At 65.0% G+C, this 16,902-nt stretch carries 18 protein-coding genes, 1 tRNA gene and 1 pseudogene; 11 read left to right on the forward strand and 9 right to left on the reverse strand.

The window, feature by feature from the left end; all coding sequences use genetic code 11:
- Nucleotides 1–84 precede the first annotated feature (84 nt).
- Both KW83_RS01390 and KW83_RS01395 read right to left on the reverse strand, forming a co-directional pair.
- Nucleotides 85–942: a LysR family transcriptional regulator gene (locus KW83_RS01390; protein WP_235191339.1), complete on the reverse strand. Its 858-nt coding sequence runs from the start codon at nt 940–942 to the stop codon at nt 85–87.
- A gap of 131 nt (nt 943–1,073) precedes the next feature.
- On the reverse strand, nt 1,074–2,114 hold the full coding sequence (locus KW83_RS01395) for a permease (protein WP_036173423.1): 1,041 nt from the start codon (nt 2,112–2,114) through the stop codon (nt 1,074–1,076).
- A gap of 104 nt (nt 2,115–2,218) precedes the next feature.
- Between KW83_RS01395 and KW83_RS01400 the strand changes: the two genes are divergently transcribed.
- A complete protein-coding gene (locus KW83_RS01400) occupies nt 2,219–2,569 on the forward strand; it encodes an ArsR/SmtB family transcription factor (RefSeq protein ID WP_081904396.1) in 351 nt (116 codons plus the stop codon).
- Here KW83_RS01400 and KW83_RS01405 read toward each other — a convergent pair.
- Nucleotides 2,556–3,704, reverse strand: a pseudogene (locus KW83_RS01405) (IS3 family transposase). The gene KW83_RS01400 and the pseudogene KW83_RS01405 sit on opposite strands and share 14 nt — an antisense overlap.
- A gap of 324 nt (nt 3,705–4,028) precedes the next feature.
- On the opposite strand from KW83_RS01405, the gene KW83_RS01415 reads away from it, so the two are divergent.
- Complete coding sequence (locus tag KW83_RS01415; protein ID WP_036173427.1) at nt 4,029–5,162, forward strand: lytic murein transglycosylase; 1,134 nt, start codon at nt 4,029–4,031, stop codon at nt 5,160–5,162.
- Nucleotides 5,163–5,326: 164 nt separating this feature from the next.
- Here the strand turns inward: KW83_RS01415 and KW83_RS01420 are convergent.
- Nucleotides 5,327–5,400: transfer RNA gene (locus KW83_RS01420), tRNA-Arg, on the reverse strand.
- Between the two features lie 513 nt (nt 5,401–5,913).
- Between KW83_RS01420 and KW83_RS18950 the strand changes: the two genes are divergently transcribed.
- Complete coding sequence (locus KW83_RS18950; RefSeq protein WP_051928103.1) at nt 5,914–6,960, forward strand: hypothetical protein; 1,047 nt, start codon at nt 5,914–5,916, stop codon at nt 6,958–6,960.
- 6 nt (nt 6,961–6,966) lie between these two features.
- The gene (locus KW83_RS01435) at nt 6,967–7,623 is read left to right on the forward strand and encodes a Fe2+-dependent dioxygenase (protein ID WP_036173431.1); all 657 of its coding nucleotides are present in this window, start codon (nt 6,967–6,969) and stop codon (nt 7,621–7,623) included.
- Nucleotides 7,624–7,834: 211 nt separating this feature from the next.
- Here the strand turns inward: KW83_RS01435 and KW83_RS01440 are convergent, their stop codons facing one another.
- On the reverse strand, nt 7,835–8,407 hold the full coding sequence (locus tag KW83_RS01440; protein WP_051928105.1) for a CAP domain-containing protein: 573 nt from the start codon (nt 8,405–8,407) through the stop codon (nt 7,835–7,837).
- 530 nt (nt 8,408–8,937) lie between these two features.
- Here KW83_RS01440 and KW83_RS18955 point away from each other — a divergent pair.
- From KW83_RS18955 to KW83_RS01475, 7 genes are all read left to right on the forward strand, one after another.
- Entirely contained in the window at nt 8,938–9,561 is a 624-nt protein-coding gene (locus tag KW83_RS18955; protein WP_051928107.1) for a YcbK family protein, read from the forward strand.
- Nucleotides 9,562–9,804: 243 nt separating this feature from the next.
- On the forward strand, nt 9,805–10,476 hold the full coding sequence (locus KW83_RS01450; protein WP_036173434.1) for a 50S ribosomal protein L25/general stress protein Ctc: 672 nt from the start codon (nt 9,805–9,807) through the stop codon (nt 10,474–10,476).
- A gap of 154 nt (nt 10,477–10,630) precedes the next feature.
- On the forward strand, nt 10,631–11,704 hold the full coding sequence (locus tag KW83_RS01455; protein ID WP_036173437.1) for a PAS domain-containing protein: 1,074 nt from the start codon (nt 10,631–10,633) through the stop codon (nt 11,702–11,704).
- Entirely contained in the window at nt 11,701–12,081 is a 381-nt protein-coding gene (locus tag KW83_RS01460; protein ID WP_036173440.1) for a response regulator, read from the forward strand. The genes KW83_RS01455 and KW83_RS01460 overlap by 4 nt, the downstream gene beginning before the upstream one ends.
- A gap of 48 nt (nt 12,082–12,129) precedes the next feature.
- Entirely contained in the window at nt 12,130–12,837 is a 708-nt protein-coding gene (gene pth / locus KW83_RS01465) for an aminoacyl-tRNA hydrolase (RefSeq protein WP_036173443.1), read from the forward strand.
- Nucleotides 12,838–12,889: 52 nt separating this feature from the next.
- Nucleotides 12,890–13,261 carry a DUF2237 family protein gene (locus KW83_RS01470; protein WP_036173445.1) on the forward strand — a complete coding sequence of 124 codons (372 nt, stop codon included), beginning with the start codon at nt 12,890–12,892 and terminating at the stop codon, nt 13,259–13,261.
- Nucleotides 13,248–13,826, forward strand: a complete 579-nt coding sequence (locus KW83_RS01475) for a DUF4893 domain-containing protein (protein WP_036173448.1) — start codon at nt 13,248–13,250, stop codon at nt 13,824–13,826. Before KW83_RS01470 ends, KW83_RS01475 begins: the two co-directional genes overlap by 14 nt.
- A 69-nt stretch (nt 13,827–13,895) precedes the next feature.
- Here the strand turns inward: KW83_RS01475 and KW83_RS18960 are convergent, their stop codons facing one another.
- The 4 genes from KW83_RS18960 to KW83_RS01495 all read right to left on the reverse strand — a co-directional run bounded on the left by KW83_RS18960 (nt 13,896) and on the right by KW83_RS01495 (nt 16,901).
- Entirely contained in the window at nt 13,896–14,423 is a 528-nt protein-coding gene (locus KW83_RS18960) for a hypothetical protein (RefSeq protein ID WP_051928111.1), read from the reverse strand.
- A 181-nt stretch (nt 14,424–14,604) separates the two neighbouring features.
- Nucleotides 14,605–15,828 (reverse strand): tryptophan synthase subunit beta, encoded by a 1,224-nt coding sequence (gene trpB, locus KW83_RS01485; protein ID WP_036173450.1) that lies wholly within the window; start codon nt 15,826–15,828, stop codon nt 14,605–14,607.
- A gap of 66 nt (nt 15,829–15,894) precedes the next feature.
- Nucleotides 15,895–16,533 (reverse strand): phosphoribosylanthranilate isomerase, encoded by a 639-nt coding sequence (locus KW83_RS01490; protein ID WP_036173452.1) that lies wholly within the window; start codon nt 16,531–16,533, stop codon nt 15,895–15,897.
- Nucleotides 16,530–16,901, reverse strand: a complete 372-nt coding sequence (locus tag KW83_RS01495; RefSeq protein ID WP_036173455.1) for a LapA family protein — start codon at nt 16,899–16,901, stop codon at nt 16,530–16,532. Before KW83_RS01495 ends, KW83_RS01490 begins: the two co-directional genes overlap by 4 nt.
- Nucleotide 16,902 lies beyond the last annotated feature (1 nt).

Here is a 16,902-nt window from a genome sequence, read left to right on the forward strand (position 1 = left end):
AACAGGAAAACGGATACGGGAGGGCTGCCGGATACTATCGGCGGCAAATAGGACGGGTCACGTCATTGCGGGCGCTCGCGCGGCTCATTCTGGATGCCACCCGGAGCCGAATCGCAGATGCGTCCCAGCTTGCCCGCGAGGACCAGCATGTTGCGGATGGCCGGGCTTTGGTTGAACGGCGACCAGATGGCCGAGAACGAAACCGGCTCCGGGCCCCACACCGAAGCGCTGAATCGAGGGCGGCGGCAAGCGCCCGGCGAGGCGCAGGATGATATGGTCGTGGACCTGCGGGCCGGTGCTGTCATAGCGCACGAGAAAGGTCTCTCCCGCCAGATCAGGCCATGTGACGGTCGACTGCCCAGCGAGCGGATGCCGTTCCGGCAGCACCGCCACCAGCGGCTCGGTCCAAATGCGCCGGGAATGGAAATCGGGCAACTCGGCCGGGCCGGCGACGAACGCCAGGTCCAGAAGGTCGGAGCGAAGCTGGATCACCGCATCGCGGGCCGTGCTTTCGGTGATCTCGACTGCGATGCCCGGATGGGTCTCCCGATATTGTGCGATGAGTTCCGCGAGGAAGCTGCGCGGGATAAGGGCGTGGATGCCGAGACGCAGGCGACCGCACTCGCCCGAGGCGGCCAAGCCGGCGGTCTTCACCGCATGGTCGAGTTGATCGACGCCCGCTGATACTTGCTCGATAAAGCGATGACCTGCATCGGTTAGCCGGACGCCGCGTGCGTGACGCTCGAACAGAAGGATGCCTAGGTCTTCCTCTAAGGTTTTCACACGGGTGCTGACAGTCGAAACGCTGACACCCAGCGCGTTAGCAGCGTGACGGAAGTTCAGATATTCGGCAACGGCGAGTGTGTGGATGAGCGACACAAGGGGAATGCGTGATCCCAGCCGGGAAGGCATACCCGATCGACTATCTAAAGTCAGCGTCAAACGCCGTCTCCGTCGCATCGCTAACTGCCCCCTGTCATCCGGCGGCAGTCTTGGCCTTGGCCGGGAGAGAAAAGGCCAAGACTGCGAAAGGTATCCAAGTGGTTTGAGGACTTAATCATCTCTGATCTAAGTCAGAAAAACAGGTAGGTCGCGTAGCCTGCGATCATCGCCATGGCGAAGATGACCCCGACGAATGCCACGAGAAGCTTCATCGTGAAGAGGGAGCGCAGCAGGATGAGTTCGGTCAAACTGGCCCCGGCGCTTCCGATGATCAGTGCAAGGACGGTCCCTGCGCCCACTCCTTTCGCCATAAGAGCCCCGGCGAGCGGTATGACCGCCTCTGCGCGGATATACAGCGGCACGCCAATGACGGCGGCAACAGGAATAGCGAACGGATTGTCCGGACCGGCATACTGCTCAAGCAGAGCGGTCGGCATGAATCCGTAGATCAAGCTGCCGAGCGCAATGCCGACGAGCAGAGAGGGTAACACGTCGACGAAGTCGATCCATGCATCCCGCCACACACCGCTGTATTTTCCCGTCTCCTTCGTTCGGACGGAAGACTGGCTGTCACAGCAGCTGCCGGACGCAGGAGTGATCTTGATTGCGGTGTCGCCGCAGGCGCTTTCCGACCGAGAGCCGCAGCTATCGGTTTTCGGACTTCCGCAATCCGGTACGGCCGGTGCAGCACCACACTGGCTTTGCGACGAGCCACATCCGCCGGTCTCTTTCGTTGCTGTGCGACGGATATACCGCTCGAAACCGAACGCATGCATCAGCCATCCGGCACCCAGCGATACTGCAAGGGCGGCAATCACGTAGGTGGATGTGAGAGTCAGTCCGAACGTGGCCGCCAGCAAAACGACAACAACCGGGTTCAGGAGCGGGGAGGAGAAGAGAAACACCATCATCGGACCGAACCCGGCGCGCGCTCGGATCAAACCCTTCAGCATCGGAATGGTCGAACAACTGCAGAAGGGCGTGATTGCCCCAAGACCTGCGGCGAGGAGATAGCCGCGAGTACCGGTGGAGCTGAGCAACGCTTCCACTTTGGCCGGGGGAATATGACGCTGGAGAACGCCAACCAGTGCACTGATCCCGATGAACAGAACCGAGAGTTCGACAGCGAGAAAGACGAACATGCCGAGGGTGTCTTGCAGTTGGGGTGACATTATGAAACCATCCTTCTAGATATGTCGAAATTTCCACTGATCTAGTTGCTTATCGCGCTCGGGTCAACCATATTTCTAGAGGTCTCGAATTAATGGAGGACGGTATGGATCACGAACAAGCCGCAGACAGCCTGACCGAGCTCGGCAACACGCATCGATTGGCGGTCTTCCGCTTCCTGGTGAGGGCTGGGCATGAGGGCGCATCGGTCGGGGAAATCCAGAAAGAACTCGGCATCCCGGCGTCTACCCTGTCACATCATCTCGCACGAATGACGAAGGTGCGACTCATCCGGCAGGAAAAACACAGCCGAACGACCATCTGCATTCCCGAGTTCCAGAACCTCGAACGGCTGATCGACTTCCTTAAGGAAGAGTGTTGCGCCGGTGATGCGGAGGGGAAAGATGCCGCGTTGGCCTGCTGCCGGTTTCGTGGACACCGGGTTAGGTTTGCATAGCGCGGTCCTCGAACGCCATTGGGCTGAGATAGCCCAGCTTGGAATGACGTCGTCTCGGATTGTAGAAGCGCTCAATGTAGTCGAACGCGTCGGCGCGTGCCGCGTCGCGGGTCCGGTAGACCCTGCGGGCCGTGCGCTCGGTCTTCAGCGACGAGAAGAAGCTCTCCATCGCCGAGTTGTCCCAGACATTGCCCGCCCGGCTCATGGAGCAGGTGATGCCGTTGTCGAGCAGCAGGCGTTGGAACTGCTCGCTGGTATATTGCGATCCCTGGTCGGAATGGTGGAGCAGAGCGTCGGCCTTGCCGCGCCGCCAAACCGCCATCATCAGGGCATCCATGACCAGTGAGGCATCCCGGTCCGCCTTCATGGACCAGCCGACGACGCGCCGGGAGAAGAGGTCCAGCACGACCGAGACATAGAGCCAGCCCTCTGCGGTCCAGATGTAGGTGAAGTCGGCCAGCCATTTCTGGTTCGGCCGGTCGGCTTGGAAGTCGCGGTCGAGGATGTTGCCGGCGATGACCGAGCGTTCGCCATCATCCTTCGGATTCCCGCGCCGCTTTGGTCGCGCTCTCATAGCGTTCTGCCGCATGAGGCGCTCGATCCGGTGCAGCCCGCAGGCCAACCCTTCCTCGAGCACGTCGCGCCAGACCCGACGTGCGCCATAGGTGCGGTCGCTGGCCTTGAAGCTCTTGTCGATCTCCAAGACGAGCTTCGCATCGTAGATCGCCCGGGCGCTGATCGGTCGCTTGAGCCAGGCGTGGAAGCCAGACCGAGAGACGCCCAGCACCGCGCACATCCAGCTGACGGGCCAGATATGCCGGTGCTTCGCAACGAACGCGAACGTCATGTCGCTTCCCGCGCGAAGAAGGCCGCGGCCTTTTTTAGGATGTCACGCTCCGCCCCTGAGCTTGGCGACCTCTTTCTTCAGGGCCGCGATCTCGGCCAGCTCGGCGCGCTGCTGGCCATTGCCGGGGAAGGCACTGGCAGACGCCACCGTCGCTTCACGCATCCACCGCCGCAGAACACTCTCCGCCAGGTCCAGATCTCGGCACGCCTGGGCCACCGTCACGCCCCGCTCGGTCACCAGCTTCACCGCCTCGATTTTGAACTCGCGGCTGAACTTCCGTCTCGTCATATCCAATCTCCAGTTCCATGGTCACGATCTTATCTTCGTGTCCACGAAACCGGCAGCAGGCCAGTTCAGCGGTCCAGCTTTCCGGAAGCAGGTCAACTGGGGCCGGACTCTAATCAACGGTGGCGGGAAAATCCCGTGGCAGGTCGGAACATCTCTATTAGAATACAAGTCGGGCCGCGCCCTTTTCGATCGCGGCCCTTTGTTTATTGAAGGTTGGTTGAACCCACGATCTCCCACCAGACGGAAGGCGTCCGTCGCCTGCGCCCCCTTGCTCTTCGGAGCGTGCCGATTCACTGTCGCTCCGAACCATGGACGGAGGCGGAGATGGCGGCAATCCACAGGCGAACGGTCACATTCGGACTTGCTGGCCTGGTGCTGACGGCATGTGGCGCGCCCGCGCGGCTGGCCGGCACACCGGCCGAGGCGTCCCTGCCGACAGCGGCCAACCCCGGCTGGGACGCCTGGGTGGCCTCTTTCCGCCCCCGCGCCCTGGCGCAGGGCGTGTCGGGTCCGGTGTTCGACCGCAGCTTCGCCTCGGCAGGGTTCGTGCCCGGCGTGATCGAACGCGACCGCAACCAGACAGAGTTCAGCCGCACTCTTGAGGATTACCTTCAGATCGCCGCGGGCGAGCGCAAGGTTGCGCTGGGGCGCACCAGCTTCGCCCAGCAACGCGCAACACTCCAGGCCATCGAGAGCCGCTACGGCGTAGACGCCAACATCGTCGCGGCGATCTGGGGGGTCGAGAGCAACTTCGGAGAGCGGCGCGGGACCGTGCCCGTCGTCTCGGCTCTCTCGACCCTGGCCTATGACGGCCGCCGCGCAAGCTTCTTCGAGGCGCAGCTTGTCGCCGCCCTCAAGATCCTGCAGCGCGGCGACACCACGCCAGAGCGCATGACCGGAAGCTGGGCCGGCGCCATGGGCCACACCCAGTTCATCCCCACGTCGTATCAGGCCTATGCGGTCGACTTCACCGGCGACGGACGGCGCGACATCTGGGCGGAGGATCCCACCGACGCGCTCGCCTCGGCCGCCAACTACCTGGCCCGGTCGGGCTGGCGGCGGGGAGAGCCCTGGGGGATGCTGGCCAGCCAGGGGTCCGGCGGGACGATCATCCAGCCGCAGCCGGGCGGCCCGGCCTTCCGCGTGTTTCCCAACTTCAACGTCATCAAACGCTACAACAACTCGACCAATTACGCGATTGGCGTCGGTCATCTGAGCGACCGGCTGGTGGGCGGGCCGGCCATCGACGGGCCCTTCCCGCCAGATCGATACGGGATGTCCAAGGACCAGCGCATCGCGCTCCAATCACGGCTGAACGCCGCCGGCTTCGACGCGGGAGAGCCCGACGGCGTCATCGGATCCGGAACCCGCACGGCGATCTCCGCCTTCCAGCAGGCCCGCAGACTGCCAGTGACCGGAGAGCCGTCGCTGGACCTGCTGCGCCGCCTCGGCGGCTAGCGGGCGAACGGGGCGCCTGTCCCCTGCACGGCGACGCGGATCCCGGCGCATTCGCGCGCGCCGGTCGGAGGGGGGCAATCATGACCGCCGTTTCAACGTGTCGGGATGTTCGCTTTCCAGCGCGGATCGCGATCCGGTGGCTTGGCGTGAAAGAAACCGGAGGGCGCTCCCTGAAGGACTCGAACCCTCAACCTGTCGATTAGAAGTCGACTGCTCTATCCAGTTGAGCTAAGGGAGCAACCCTCCTGGTCGTCTAGACAATCGCCTTCCGGCCGGCAAGCGCATCATCGGGGGATCGAGGGCCAGGCAGATGTCTCCCCCCATGGAGACCGGCTTGGCATGGGACCAGGCCGCACGCCGACGACCGGCGGCTCCAGCCGTGCCCCGATTGAATGCCGCGTTGCAAACGGCTGTCGCGTCGCAGGCCGCGCGATCGGCGCATCCGGTGGCGCGCGCGATCGCACCCAGCGTTGCGAAAATCGCCCCGGCGCATCGGGACGTCGCGGACGTCCCGGTATCGGGTCGAACGTGTATCCTGTGCCGCGGGGCACGGTCCGGGCCGTGCACCGTGAGCCAACGAGATCCCGGCGCGCGCGGTGAAACCCCTGGCAATGCTCGGCCCTGCGTATTCGGGGATGGGCCGGCTCGTCGACCGGCAGCGGTGACATGGCCATCCCTGATCGGATCGCCCCATTGACAGATCAAACCGCATCCATGACAACCCGATAATAGTCGAGTAAAGGAGTCGGACATGATGGACACAGGCACGCGGAAATTTCGGGTCATCGCACCAAGGCGGATGGTCGCCCTTGGCGGCGTGGCCGTAGTGGCGATCGGGACGCCCCTGGCCGCTCAGACAGAACGGGCAGAGGACGTGCCCGCCTACGTCGTCGCACAGGCCGAGGGCGAAGGCGAAGGGTCCGCGCAAGCCCCAGCCAGCACAGGGGAAGGCGAAGCGACAGCCGAGGGTGAAGCACCGCCCGAGCTCGCCGCTGAAGGCGCAGCGGACAATGACGAGGGCGAAGGCGAAACCGCCGGAACCGGAGGCGAAGGCGAAGGCGAGGCCGAAGCGGCAGCCGCGGGCGAAGGAGAAGGGGCACCTGCCACCGGAGGCGAAGGCGAAGGCGAATCCGCCGCGGGCAGCGGGGGCGAGGGTGAGGGCGGAACCGCCGGCCTAGCGCCCGACGTCGCCTTCCTGACCGACCTTGCGTTCATGGAAGGTCATCTGCGCGCGGGACTCGCGCTTTACGAAGCGGGCGACCTGTCGGCGGCCAAGACCCACATGGGGCATCCGATCGAGGAGAAATACGAGGCCGTGGCCGCGCGCCTCGACCGGCTCGGCTACGGCGAACTGCGGGAAGAGATCACAGCGCTTGCCGCCGCGGCAGAGGCGGAGGAGCCCTATGAGAAGATTGCGGAAATGTTCGGCAAGGTGCGCCAGACGCATGAAGAGGTCCGGACGAATTTCGACGCGGCTGATCAGTTGAAATCCTTTGCGGCGCTGACCCGTGTCGCGGCCGACGAATACGCAATAGCGGTCGAAGGCGGAACACTGGCGAATGTAAAGGAATACCATGATGCCTGGGGCTTCATGCGGGTGATCGAGGCCGAGGCAGGCGAGCTTGCGGCAAGCGACGACGCCAAGGCGTCGGATGCGGCGGAGGCGATCGTGGAACAGGTCGAGGCGGCAGGTGCCGCGTTCGGTGATCTGCAGGGACAGGGAGATTACGAAAAGGATCCGTCCATTCTCTACGCGGCAGCGGCGAGGATGGAACTGACCGGGCTCGGATCGGACTGAACCGGGATGATCGTCATCGGGAACGTTCTTGACGCATACGAAACGGCGGCCTTGCGAGAGGCCGCCGAGAAGCTCGACTACGAAGACGGCAAGCGCACCGCCGGTCGCTATGCGCGCGACGTGAAAAGCAATCTGCAGGCGGTCGCCTCACCGGGACTCGACGCCATCTTCGCAAAGGTCCGCGACAAGCTGAACGGCAACGAGGTCTTCCGCGCAGCGGCGCGGCCTAAGAAGTTCGCCCGCCTCCTGCTGTCGCGCTACCGCGGCGGCATGAGCTACGGGACCCACGTGGACGATCCGGTGATGAACGGGAGCCGGACCGACCTGTCGTTCACCCTCACACTCAGCGACTCCGGGGACTACGACGGCGGCGACCTGGTGATGGAGGATGCAGTGGAAGCGCGCGGCGTCCGGCTGGAGGCCGGAGAGCTGGTTCTCTATCCGACTTCCGCATTGCACCGCGTGGAGCCGGTGACACGTGGCGAACGGGTCGCGATCGTCGGATGGGTCACCAGCTGGGTTCGCGATCCGGCGCGGCGGGACATCCTGTTCGACCTGGACGCGGCGGCCAAGGCGATTTTCGACGAACACGGCAAGTCGCCCGCCTTCGACCGGCTGTTCAAGGCCAAGGCGAACCTGTCCCGGATGTGGTACGACGATTAGGATCGCATTCGGGGTGGCTGGCCGCCGACCCGGTTTCACGGGCCGGGCAGGGGACAGGCGCGGCTGCCGGTCGTCGCGGTTCTTCCGCGCGGCACACCGGTAGCGCGACGCACGCGATTCTCGGAGGGCCGGCCAGAGTCAGCTCCGATCGACAGGATGACGGATCGGCCTGAGGCCCGCCTGCGCCGCGGGCCTCTCACGCGGTCGCGTCTCAGACGAAGACGAAGGTGTCCGACATGTCGAGGGCCTGGGTCTCGGACAGATCGAGCGGCCCCCCGACCGGCTGCCGCAGGGCGGCGTCGTCGAGGTTGCGCGCAACCGCATTTGCCGTTTCCAGCGAGGCGACGAGCATCTCTTCTTCGGCATCGGTCCGTCCGAAATTCTGCGTGATCATGACCCCGTCGAACGTGCCTGTGGTGGTGGTGAAATCACCCCTCTCGACCCCGATCCCGATTTCTTCCAGGTCAGGATCGAGAATGTTGCTGCGATGGCGGGGGCTGTTCATGAAGCTTTCGTGGATCTGGGCCACATCGTCCGAAATTCCCGGGCGGCCGCGCTCGCTTTGCCAAGCAATATTCTCGGCCGTCTCCCAGTTGCCATCCAGCGCGTAGCCGGCCTCGCGAATGCGATCGGTCGCCGAGGAGCCGCCCGCGCCGGTATGGCCGAACCTGTCGGTGTCGAGCATCCATTCGCTATGATCTTCCGCCGACTGGCTCAGATCGTCGTTGATCCGAAGAGGATTTAGCCCGCGGGATGTTCGTTCCTCGTTCACCAGATCGAGCATCAAGAGTTCGACTGGGCTGGCGTGTGTCATGTTTGACCTCTGTCCTGAGTTGCGTGTGCCGGATTTGCCCGGCAGGTGCTGCGTCGTGCTGCAAGGCGAAGCTTGAAAGCACCCCGCGCTGCACCTCAATCCACAGATCGGGGAGGCCGGTTTCGCGGCGAAGGACCGCGTATTCGGCGTCTTGTGAACGGCGTCAAAATTCTCATGGCGCACCGGCGGCGAAAACCGGCCGACGATCGAGGCCGGGCCGAACGGAGGCCGCCGCCGCCGGGCGACGCGACGGGCCGGGGACGCGCCGCGCCATCCCCGATCGGGCGACGGATTGCCGGGGCCCGAAGCGGCATTTCTGTTCGGCAACCGCTTCCGGGCGACCGTGATCGGAAAACCGCGCCGACCGGTTCTTCGGCGATCCACGCCAATTGATCTTGCCGATAGGGTTCATCGGCCCCATGCTGCCGCGCAGGACGCGTCTTCGACGATGATCCTTTCGAGACCCCGGGCAACGGGGCCGAGCAGTGATGAGGTAACCGATGAATACAGCACGCCCGTCCGCGGGCCATTTCAACCGGCGTGGACTTCTCCGCGCCTTCGGCGCAAGCTTGGCCGTCCCCGCCCTGGCGAGCTGTGGCGGTTCGGGCTATGAAAGCCTGCCGCCGCCGACCCGTGCCGACACCCGGCTGGACTATCTGTTTCCCCAAGGCGACAGCTACCTGAATATCAGGAACGCGCATACCGATGAGCGGGTGGCCGTTCGCTTCGTCGAAGACGGCCGCGAAAACCGAAGGGCGCTGCGAAAGCTCGACTGGGTGTTCCGCGACTGGCGACAAGGCGAAGCCCCGGATATGGATCGCCGGATCTACTGGAGCTTGGCCACGCTTTCCAACTTCGCGCGGCGCAACGGCCATTCGGGCCAGATCACCCTGCTTTCGGGCTTTCGCACCGCGCAGACAACCTACGATCTGCAAAGCCGCGGCGTGGGTGCCGCCTCACGAAGCTATCATATGCGTCGGCGCGCGGCGGACATCCGTTTCGACGGCATTCCGCCGGAACAGATCGCGGACATGGCTGAATGGCTGCAGGTCGGCGGTGTAGGCCGCTACGGATCGTCGTTCACCCATGTGGATTCCGGACCGATCCGGACGTGGGGCGCCTAGGGCCTTCGCCACAAGAAGCCGCCCCGGTCCGCACGTCGGACGGGGTCGGGCGCCGACCAGGCGCTTGAGCGGGCCAGGGTCTTTGGCCTCGTTGCAGTCCTGCTGCATACCGGTGCCGTCGCGCAGAAGGTGCGGTTCCGTTCATCGGAGGCCTTTTCAAACCGCCCTTCCTGTCCTATACGCCGCCATCCCCGTGTGCCCACCCTTGGAGGCGGCGGGATGTGAACCCACAGGAGACTCGATATGGCCGGCGAAACGCCAGACATCATCGCCATGGAACGGACGGGGACAGGCAAGGGGGCCGCTCGTCAAGCCCGGCGCGAAAACCTCGTGCCCGGGATCGTCTATGGCGGCGGATCCGATCCGCTTCCCATCAATCTGCCCTACAACGAGCTTATCAAGAACCTCAAGGCAGGCCGCTTCCTGTCCACGCTGTTCAACCTGAAGGTCGAGGGCCAGGAGGACGTGCGGGTCATCTGCCGCAACGTCCAGCGCGACGTGGTCAAGGACCTGCCGACGCATGTGGACTTCATGCGCCTGCGCCGCACCAGCCGCGTGTCGCTGTTCATCCCCGTCGAAGTGACCGGAGAGGATGACTGCCCGGGCCTGACCGCCGGCGGCGTGCTGACCATGGTCCGCAACGAGGTCGAACTGCGCTGCACCGCGGGCGAGATCCCGGAAAGCGTCACGATCTCGATCGCCGGGAAGGAAATCGGCGACTCGATCCATATTTCCGAGGTCGATCTGCCCAAGGGCACACGACCGACCATCGACCGGGATTTCGTGATCGCGAACATCCAGGCGCCGTCCGGGCTTGCCAGCCAGAAGGACGAGGACGACGAAGAGGTCGCCGCCGACGAGGTTCCAGCGACCGAGATGGAAGCCGGTCCGGACGCCGAGACCGCAGACAACTGATCGGCCCTTGCGCGCAAGATTGCAACGATGGCGCGGGAACATTCCCGCGCCATTTCCATTCTCCGTCCAGGAACGTATCGAAAATCCGGCGGCGGGGTGCTGAACGAGGTGATGCGCCCGGACCGCCCATCCGTATAGGTGCCCGGTGTCCTGAATGTCAGAAACCCCAGACGACCGGAATGCGGAAAACACCCTGCAGTCCGACAGCCGGGCCGACAGGTTCCGCGAACGCCATGCGGGCCAGACATTCAGCGGCCCTTCTGGCGTGCTCTTCGGTCAGGCCATGGCCCAGACCCGCATGGCGATCTGTCTGGCGGATCCGGCAGAGCCGAACATGCCCATCGTCTTCGTCAATGACGCCTTCGCGGACCTGACCGGCTATGGCCGGGATGAGGTGACAGGCCGGAACTGCCGGTTCCTCCAGGGTCCGGACACCGACCCGCGGACGGTGGCCAAGATCCGCAGCGCACTCGACAGCAAAGACGTGGTAGCGGTTGAGATTCTGAACTATCGCAAGGACGGCAGCCGGTTCTGGAATGCCCTGCATCTGGGCCCGATCTACGACGACACGGGACGGCTGGTGTATTATTTCGGCTCCCAGTGGGATGTGAGCGACGTCCGCGCCGCCCGCGCCGACGAGCAGCACGCACGGATGATGGCGCGAGAGCTGAGCCATCGGATCAAGAACCTCTTCGCGGTGATCGGCGGGGTGGTCACCGTCACCGGTCGCACGCACGGGATCGAACGCGAGGCGATCGAGATCAACGAGAGGATTCGCGCCCTGGCCCGCGCGTTCGAGACCACGCTCGACGACGCCTCGCAGGGGTCGGTCGACCTCCGCCCCGCAGTCGCGGCGGTGCTTGGTCCCTATGACCCTGCACAGGACCGGATCCGCCTGACCGGTGCGCCGGTACGGGTGGATCCGAGCCTTGCGACCACTGTGGGACTCGCGCTCAACGAACTGGCCGCCGACGCGGCGAAGCGCGGCGCACTGGTGTCTGCCGATGGCGGCGTAACGCTGGGATGGACGGTTTCCGCGGCCGGCGGTCTGCTCGTGCATTGGTCCGAAAGCGTGGGCGCGGGAATTGAACCCCCTGGCGACGCCGGCACGGGCTTCGGGATCATCGAGGCGCTGGTCGGTGCCATCGGCGGCAGCGTGTTGCAGGACCGCCGCGCGGAGGGTCCGTGCGTAAAGATCGCGATCCCGGACGCGGTGGCGCGGAAATGACGGCGCACCGGACCACGCCCCTGAGGGTTCTCGTTCTGGAGGACGAGCCGTTGATCCTCATGGAGCTGTGCTTTGCGCTGGAGGACCATGGCGCAGATCCCGTATCGGCCAATACCGTGGCCAAGGCGCTCTCTGCCCTTGAGGACTCGGCCCCCGACGCTGCGATCCTTGACGTCAACCTGGGACGTGGCACGACATGTGAGCCGGTGGCGAAGGCGCTCCGGGCGCGGGGGATTCCGTTTCTGATCCATTCGGGCGATCTGGTGCGCCAGGGAGAGCTGATCTCTCGTATCGACGCAGAAGTGATCCCCAAGCCCGCCGATTCCGCCGATGTGGTGGAGCGCGCATTGATGCTGGCGGATCGCGCCCCCGGGTGACGCGGGTCGCGCGGGCGGCTATGAAAGACCGATCGAGAGGGCGCGGCGATGAGACTGTTCGTGGGTCTGGGAAATCCGGGACCGAAATACGCGGGGCACCGCCACAATATCGGCTTTATGGCCATCGACCGGATCGCCGCCGATCATGGTTTCGGGCCATTCCGGGCCAAGTTTCAGGGCCGGGTCTGCGAGGGGCGGCTGGGAACGGAGCCCGTGGTGCTTCTCCGCCCCGAGACGTTCATGAACGACTCCGGCCGGTCCGTGAACGAGGCGATGCGCTTTTACAAGATGGACTCGACCGATGTCACCGTGTTCCACGACGAGATCGACCTTGCGCCCGGCAAGCTGAAATGGAAGGCGGGGGGCGGCCATGCGGGCCATAACGGCCTGCGGTCGATCCACCAGCATCTCGGGCCGCATTACGATCGGGTGCGTATGGGCGTCGGTCACCCGGGACACAAGGACAAGGTGCCGGGCTATGTCCTTCACGACTTCGCCAAGGCGGATCACGGCTGGCTGGACGACATGCTCCGGGGCGTGTCCGACGGGGCGGAGGCGCTGGCAGCCGGCGACACGGGCCGGTTCTTGAACGCCGTCGCCCTGCGCCTGGCCCCGCCGCGATCGTCCACATCGGCGCCGAAGGCCGCGGCGGGTACGGCAGGCCCCGCGCCGCAGTCCCGATCGCATGCCGCGCCGGACCCGGAGACGCCGCCGGACCGGTCCCCTCTCCAGCAGTTGATCGACAAGTTCCGCTGACCCCTGGCCTACGCACAGGCAATGGTGCACTCTGCCGCCGATCGGAGACGAGATGAAAAAAGACCCGCCCATCAATGTTTTGGGAGACCCGCTGCTGTCCTGCTCGGAGGATCCGGTAACAGGATTCTTCCGCGACGGTCATTGCAATACCTGCACAGAGGATCGCGGCAGCCACACGGTCTGCGCGGTCATGACGGACGAATTCCTGGCGCTTTCGAAATATCTAGGCAACGACCTGTCGACGCCGCGGCCGGAGTTCGGATTTCCCGGCCTCAAGGCGGGCGATCGCTGGTGTCTCTGCGCCGAACGCTTCCTGCAGGCGGCCGAGGAAGGCTGTGCACCCCGCGTTTCTCTGGCCGCGACCCATAGAAACGCGCTGGAGATCGTGTCCCTGGAGATCCTGAAAGATCATGCGCTGGACTAGCCTGATCCTTGCCGTCTGGATCGCGGCACCGGCGGTCGCGGCGCCCGACATCCGCGCAGCGGACCTTGACCGGTTGCAGAGGTTCGATGAGGCGGCGGGTGCCGCGATCCTGGGCGCGCTGGCGGGCGGTGCGACCGGCGATGTGGCCATCCTCACGGACGCGCTTTCCGGCACCGCCCAGCCCCCTGCTCCCGATGGCGATTGGGCCTGCCGAACGATCAAGATGGGCGGGATTACGGATCTGGTCGTCTATACGCCATTTCGCTGCCGCATCGTGCAGCTATCGGCAACGGAATGGCGGTTCGAAAAACTGACCGGATCGCAGCTGACCCGTGGCACCATTGCGTTTCACGAAGGCCGTGCGATCTATCGCGGCGTCGGCTACGTCAAGGGGGGGCCGGCTTATGACTATGCCGACCTGCCCGCAGGCTCGGATCCGATCGAGCCCGGTCAGACGGTTCCGGAGGTTGCCGTGTTCGAACAGACGGGACCGGACCGCGCCAGGTTGCTCTTTCCGTACCCGGTTCTCGAATCCCGGTTCGACATCCTTGTCCTGACCCGCTGACGCGGAAAGGCCCCCGAAGCCGAAGCCCCGGAGGCCGTTTCGTGGCTTGGCGAACGCGATCTTCGCGAATCAGTTCGCGGAGTTGCCTTCCGTATCGCCCGAGTCCTCCGCGGGGGTGGAACCATCGGACATGTCCGTGCCGTCGGTCATACCGTCCGCGGACATGCCGTCGGCGTTCATTCCGTCTTCGGACATGCCGTCCATTGCCATTCCGCCGTCCGACGTGCCGTCTGCCGACATACCGTCATTCATCATGCCGTCTTGGGACATACCGTTGTCGGTCATGTCGCCTTCGCCGGCGCCCATCGCCGAGTTCGACATATCGGTGTTCTCATCGTCGCCCGCCTGGGCCTGTCGCTGGCGGAACTCCTCGGCGCTGAGCTGGCCGTCCTGATCGGAATCGACGCTTTCCATGAAGTAGACGACCTCAGCATCGGGCATCACGGCCCGCATTTCCTCTTCGCTGAGGATCCCGTCGCCGTTCACATCAACTGTCTCGAACTCATAGACGTTCTGCGCGCTTGCGGCTCCGACCGTCAGCACAGTCGCCAGGCCGAGCATCGAGCCCATCGTCGCAATTCGTGTCTTGGTCGTCATGATTTTCTCCTTTTATGGCGGTCGCCGGTCGCGACCCCTTACCCGCATGAATGGGCATTGGCCGCGAACGTTCCACCACGTGCACAACCGTCGGCGCGATCACGCCGCAAACGCAGGATTTTCCGGCGGTAAGATACCGACATCACGCGCTTCTGTGCACGTGTGACCAGGCCGGGGGTGGTCAGGAGAGTTCGACGCCCAGCGCCTTGGCCACCGTATAGATGTCCTTGTCGCCCCGCCCGCACATGTTCATGCAGATGATATGGTCCGACGGCAGGTCCGGCGCGATCTTGGCGACATGGGCCAGCGCGTGCGACGGCTCAAGGGCGGGGATGATGCCTTCGGTTTCGCAGCACAGGGTGAACGCCGACAGCGCCTCGCGGTCGGTGATCGACACATACTCCGCCCGGCCGATGTCGTGCAGCCATGCGTGCTCCGGCCCGATCCCGGGATAATCCAGCCCGGCCGAGATCGAGAAGCCCTCCAGGATCTGCCCGTCGTCGTCCTGCAACAGATAGGTGCGGTTGCCATGGAGCACCCCGGGCCGCCCGCCGGTCAGGGACGCGCAATGCTCCATCTTGTCGTCCACGCCCTTGCCGCCGGCCTCAACGCCGATGATGTGCACCTCCTTGTCGTCGAGGAACGGATAGAACAGCCCCATGGCGTTGGAGCCGCCGCCGATCGCCGCGATGATGGTGTCGGGCAGCCGCCCCTCGGCGGCCTGCATCTGCGCCTTGGCCTCCGTGCCGATGATCGCCTGAAAATCGCGGACCATCGCGGGATAGGGGTGGGGTCCGGCAACTGTGCCGATGCAGTAGAACGTGTCGCGCACGTTCGTCACCCAGTCGCGCAGGGCGTCGTTCATGGCGTCCTTCAACGTGCCGCGACCCGAAGTGACCTGTATAACCTCTGCCCCCAGCAGGCGCATCCTGAACACGTTGGGCTGCTGGCGCTCCACGTCATGGGCGCCCATGTAAACCACGCATTTCAAGCCGAACTTCGCACAGACCGTCGCGGTCGCCACGCCGTGCTGGCCGGCGCCGGTCTCTGCGATGATCCGGGTCTTGCCCATGCGGCGGGCCAGGATGATCTGGCCCAGCACGTTGTTGATCTTATGCGCGCCGGTATGATTGAGTTCGTCGCGCTTGAGGTAGACCTTGGCGCCGCCCAACCGTTCGGTCAGCCGCTCGGCGAAATAGAGCGGCGAGGGACGGCCGACGTAATGCGTCCACAGATGGTGCATCTCTTCCCAGAAACTGTCGTCGGTCTTGGCATGTTCGTATTGTGCCTCAAGCTCCAGGATCAGCGGCATCAGTGTCTCGGACACGAAGCGTCCGCCGAACTTGCCGAACCGGCCGTTCTCATCCGGGCCGCTCATGAATGAGTTGATCAGGTCATCGGGCATGGGGGCCTCATGGTTGGGCGCGCGCCCAGCGATAGCCCCCAGGGCAGGCCGGGGCAAGCCGCCGCGTCAGGCGAGCGCGGCACCGAAGGCCGCCATTCGGCCGGCGTCCTTGATCCCCGGCGCGCTTTCCACGCCGGAGGAGACGTCCACCTGCCGCGCGCCGGTCACCCGCACCGCCCGGGCCACGGTGTCCGGGGTAAGACCGCCAGCAAGCATCCACGGCACGCTCCAGCGACGCCCCGCGATCAGCGTCCAGTCGAAGGCCAGTCCGTTGCCGCCCGGCAGATCGGCGCCGGGGGGGGCCTTCGCGTCGATCAGCAGCTGATCCGCCACGGCGGCGTAGCGGTCGATCGCCTCCAGGTCGGACACGTCAGAGACCGGGACGGCCTTCATCACCGGAAGACCGCTGCGCGACCGCACCTGGGACACGCGCGCCGGGGATTCGTCGCCATGGAGCTGGAGCATGTCGATCGGCACCGCGGCCAGAAGAGCGTCGAGCGTGTCATCGTCGGCATCGACCGTCAGCGCCACCTTCATGATGCCCGGCGGAACGGACCGGGCCATGGCGGCAGCCATGGCGGTGGACAGATGCCGGGGCGACTTGGGAAAGAACACGAATCCCAGGTATGCGGCTCCCGCCAGAATTGCCGCGGGGATATCGGCCGGATCGGTCAGTCCGCAGAACTTGACGCGCGTTCCGCTCACGAAGCCCGTCTGGTCGGAACGGAGCCGTCTTCGAGGAGCGCAAGGATATCGTCGCCCCGGTCGGCGCGCGGCGTGCCGGACGACTTCATGTCGCGCTCCAGCGCGACGCGTTCGCGCCGCTCCGTCCGGGCGGCGACACGGTACTTGTGCTCGCGCGCATACTCCCAGACGAAGCCGACCAGAAGCCCCGCGCCGATGGCCAGAAGGATCACCACGAACATCGGCAGCCGGACGGTCCAGGACAGGCCGAGGAAACCGGCCATCGCTTCCGGCAGGACGCGAAGCATCACCATCTCGGAGTTGGCCAGCGCGACGGCGACCAGCAGCACCGCGATGACCGCCAAGAGGATGAATTTCACGTATCGCATG

The organism is Palleronia rufa, assembly GCF_000743715.1.
GTDB lineage: Bacteria > Pseudomonadota > Alphaproteobacteria > Rhodobacterales > Rhodobacteraceae > Palleronia > Palleronia rufa.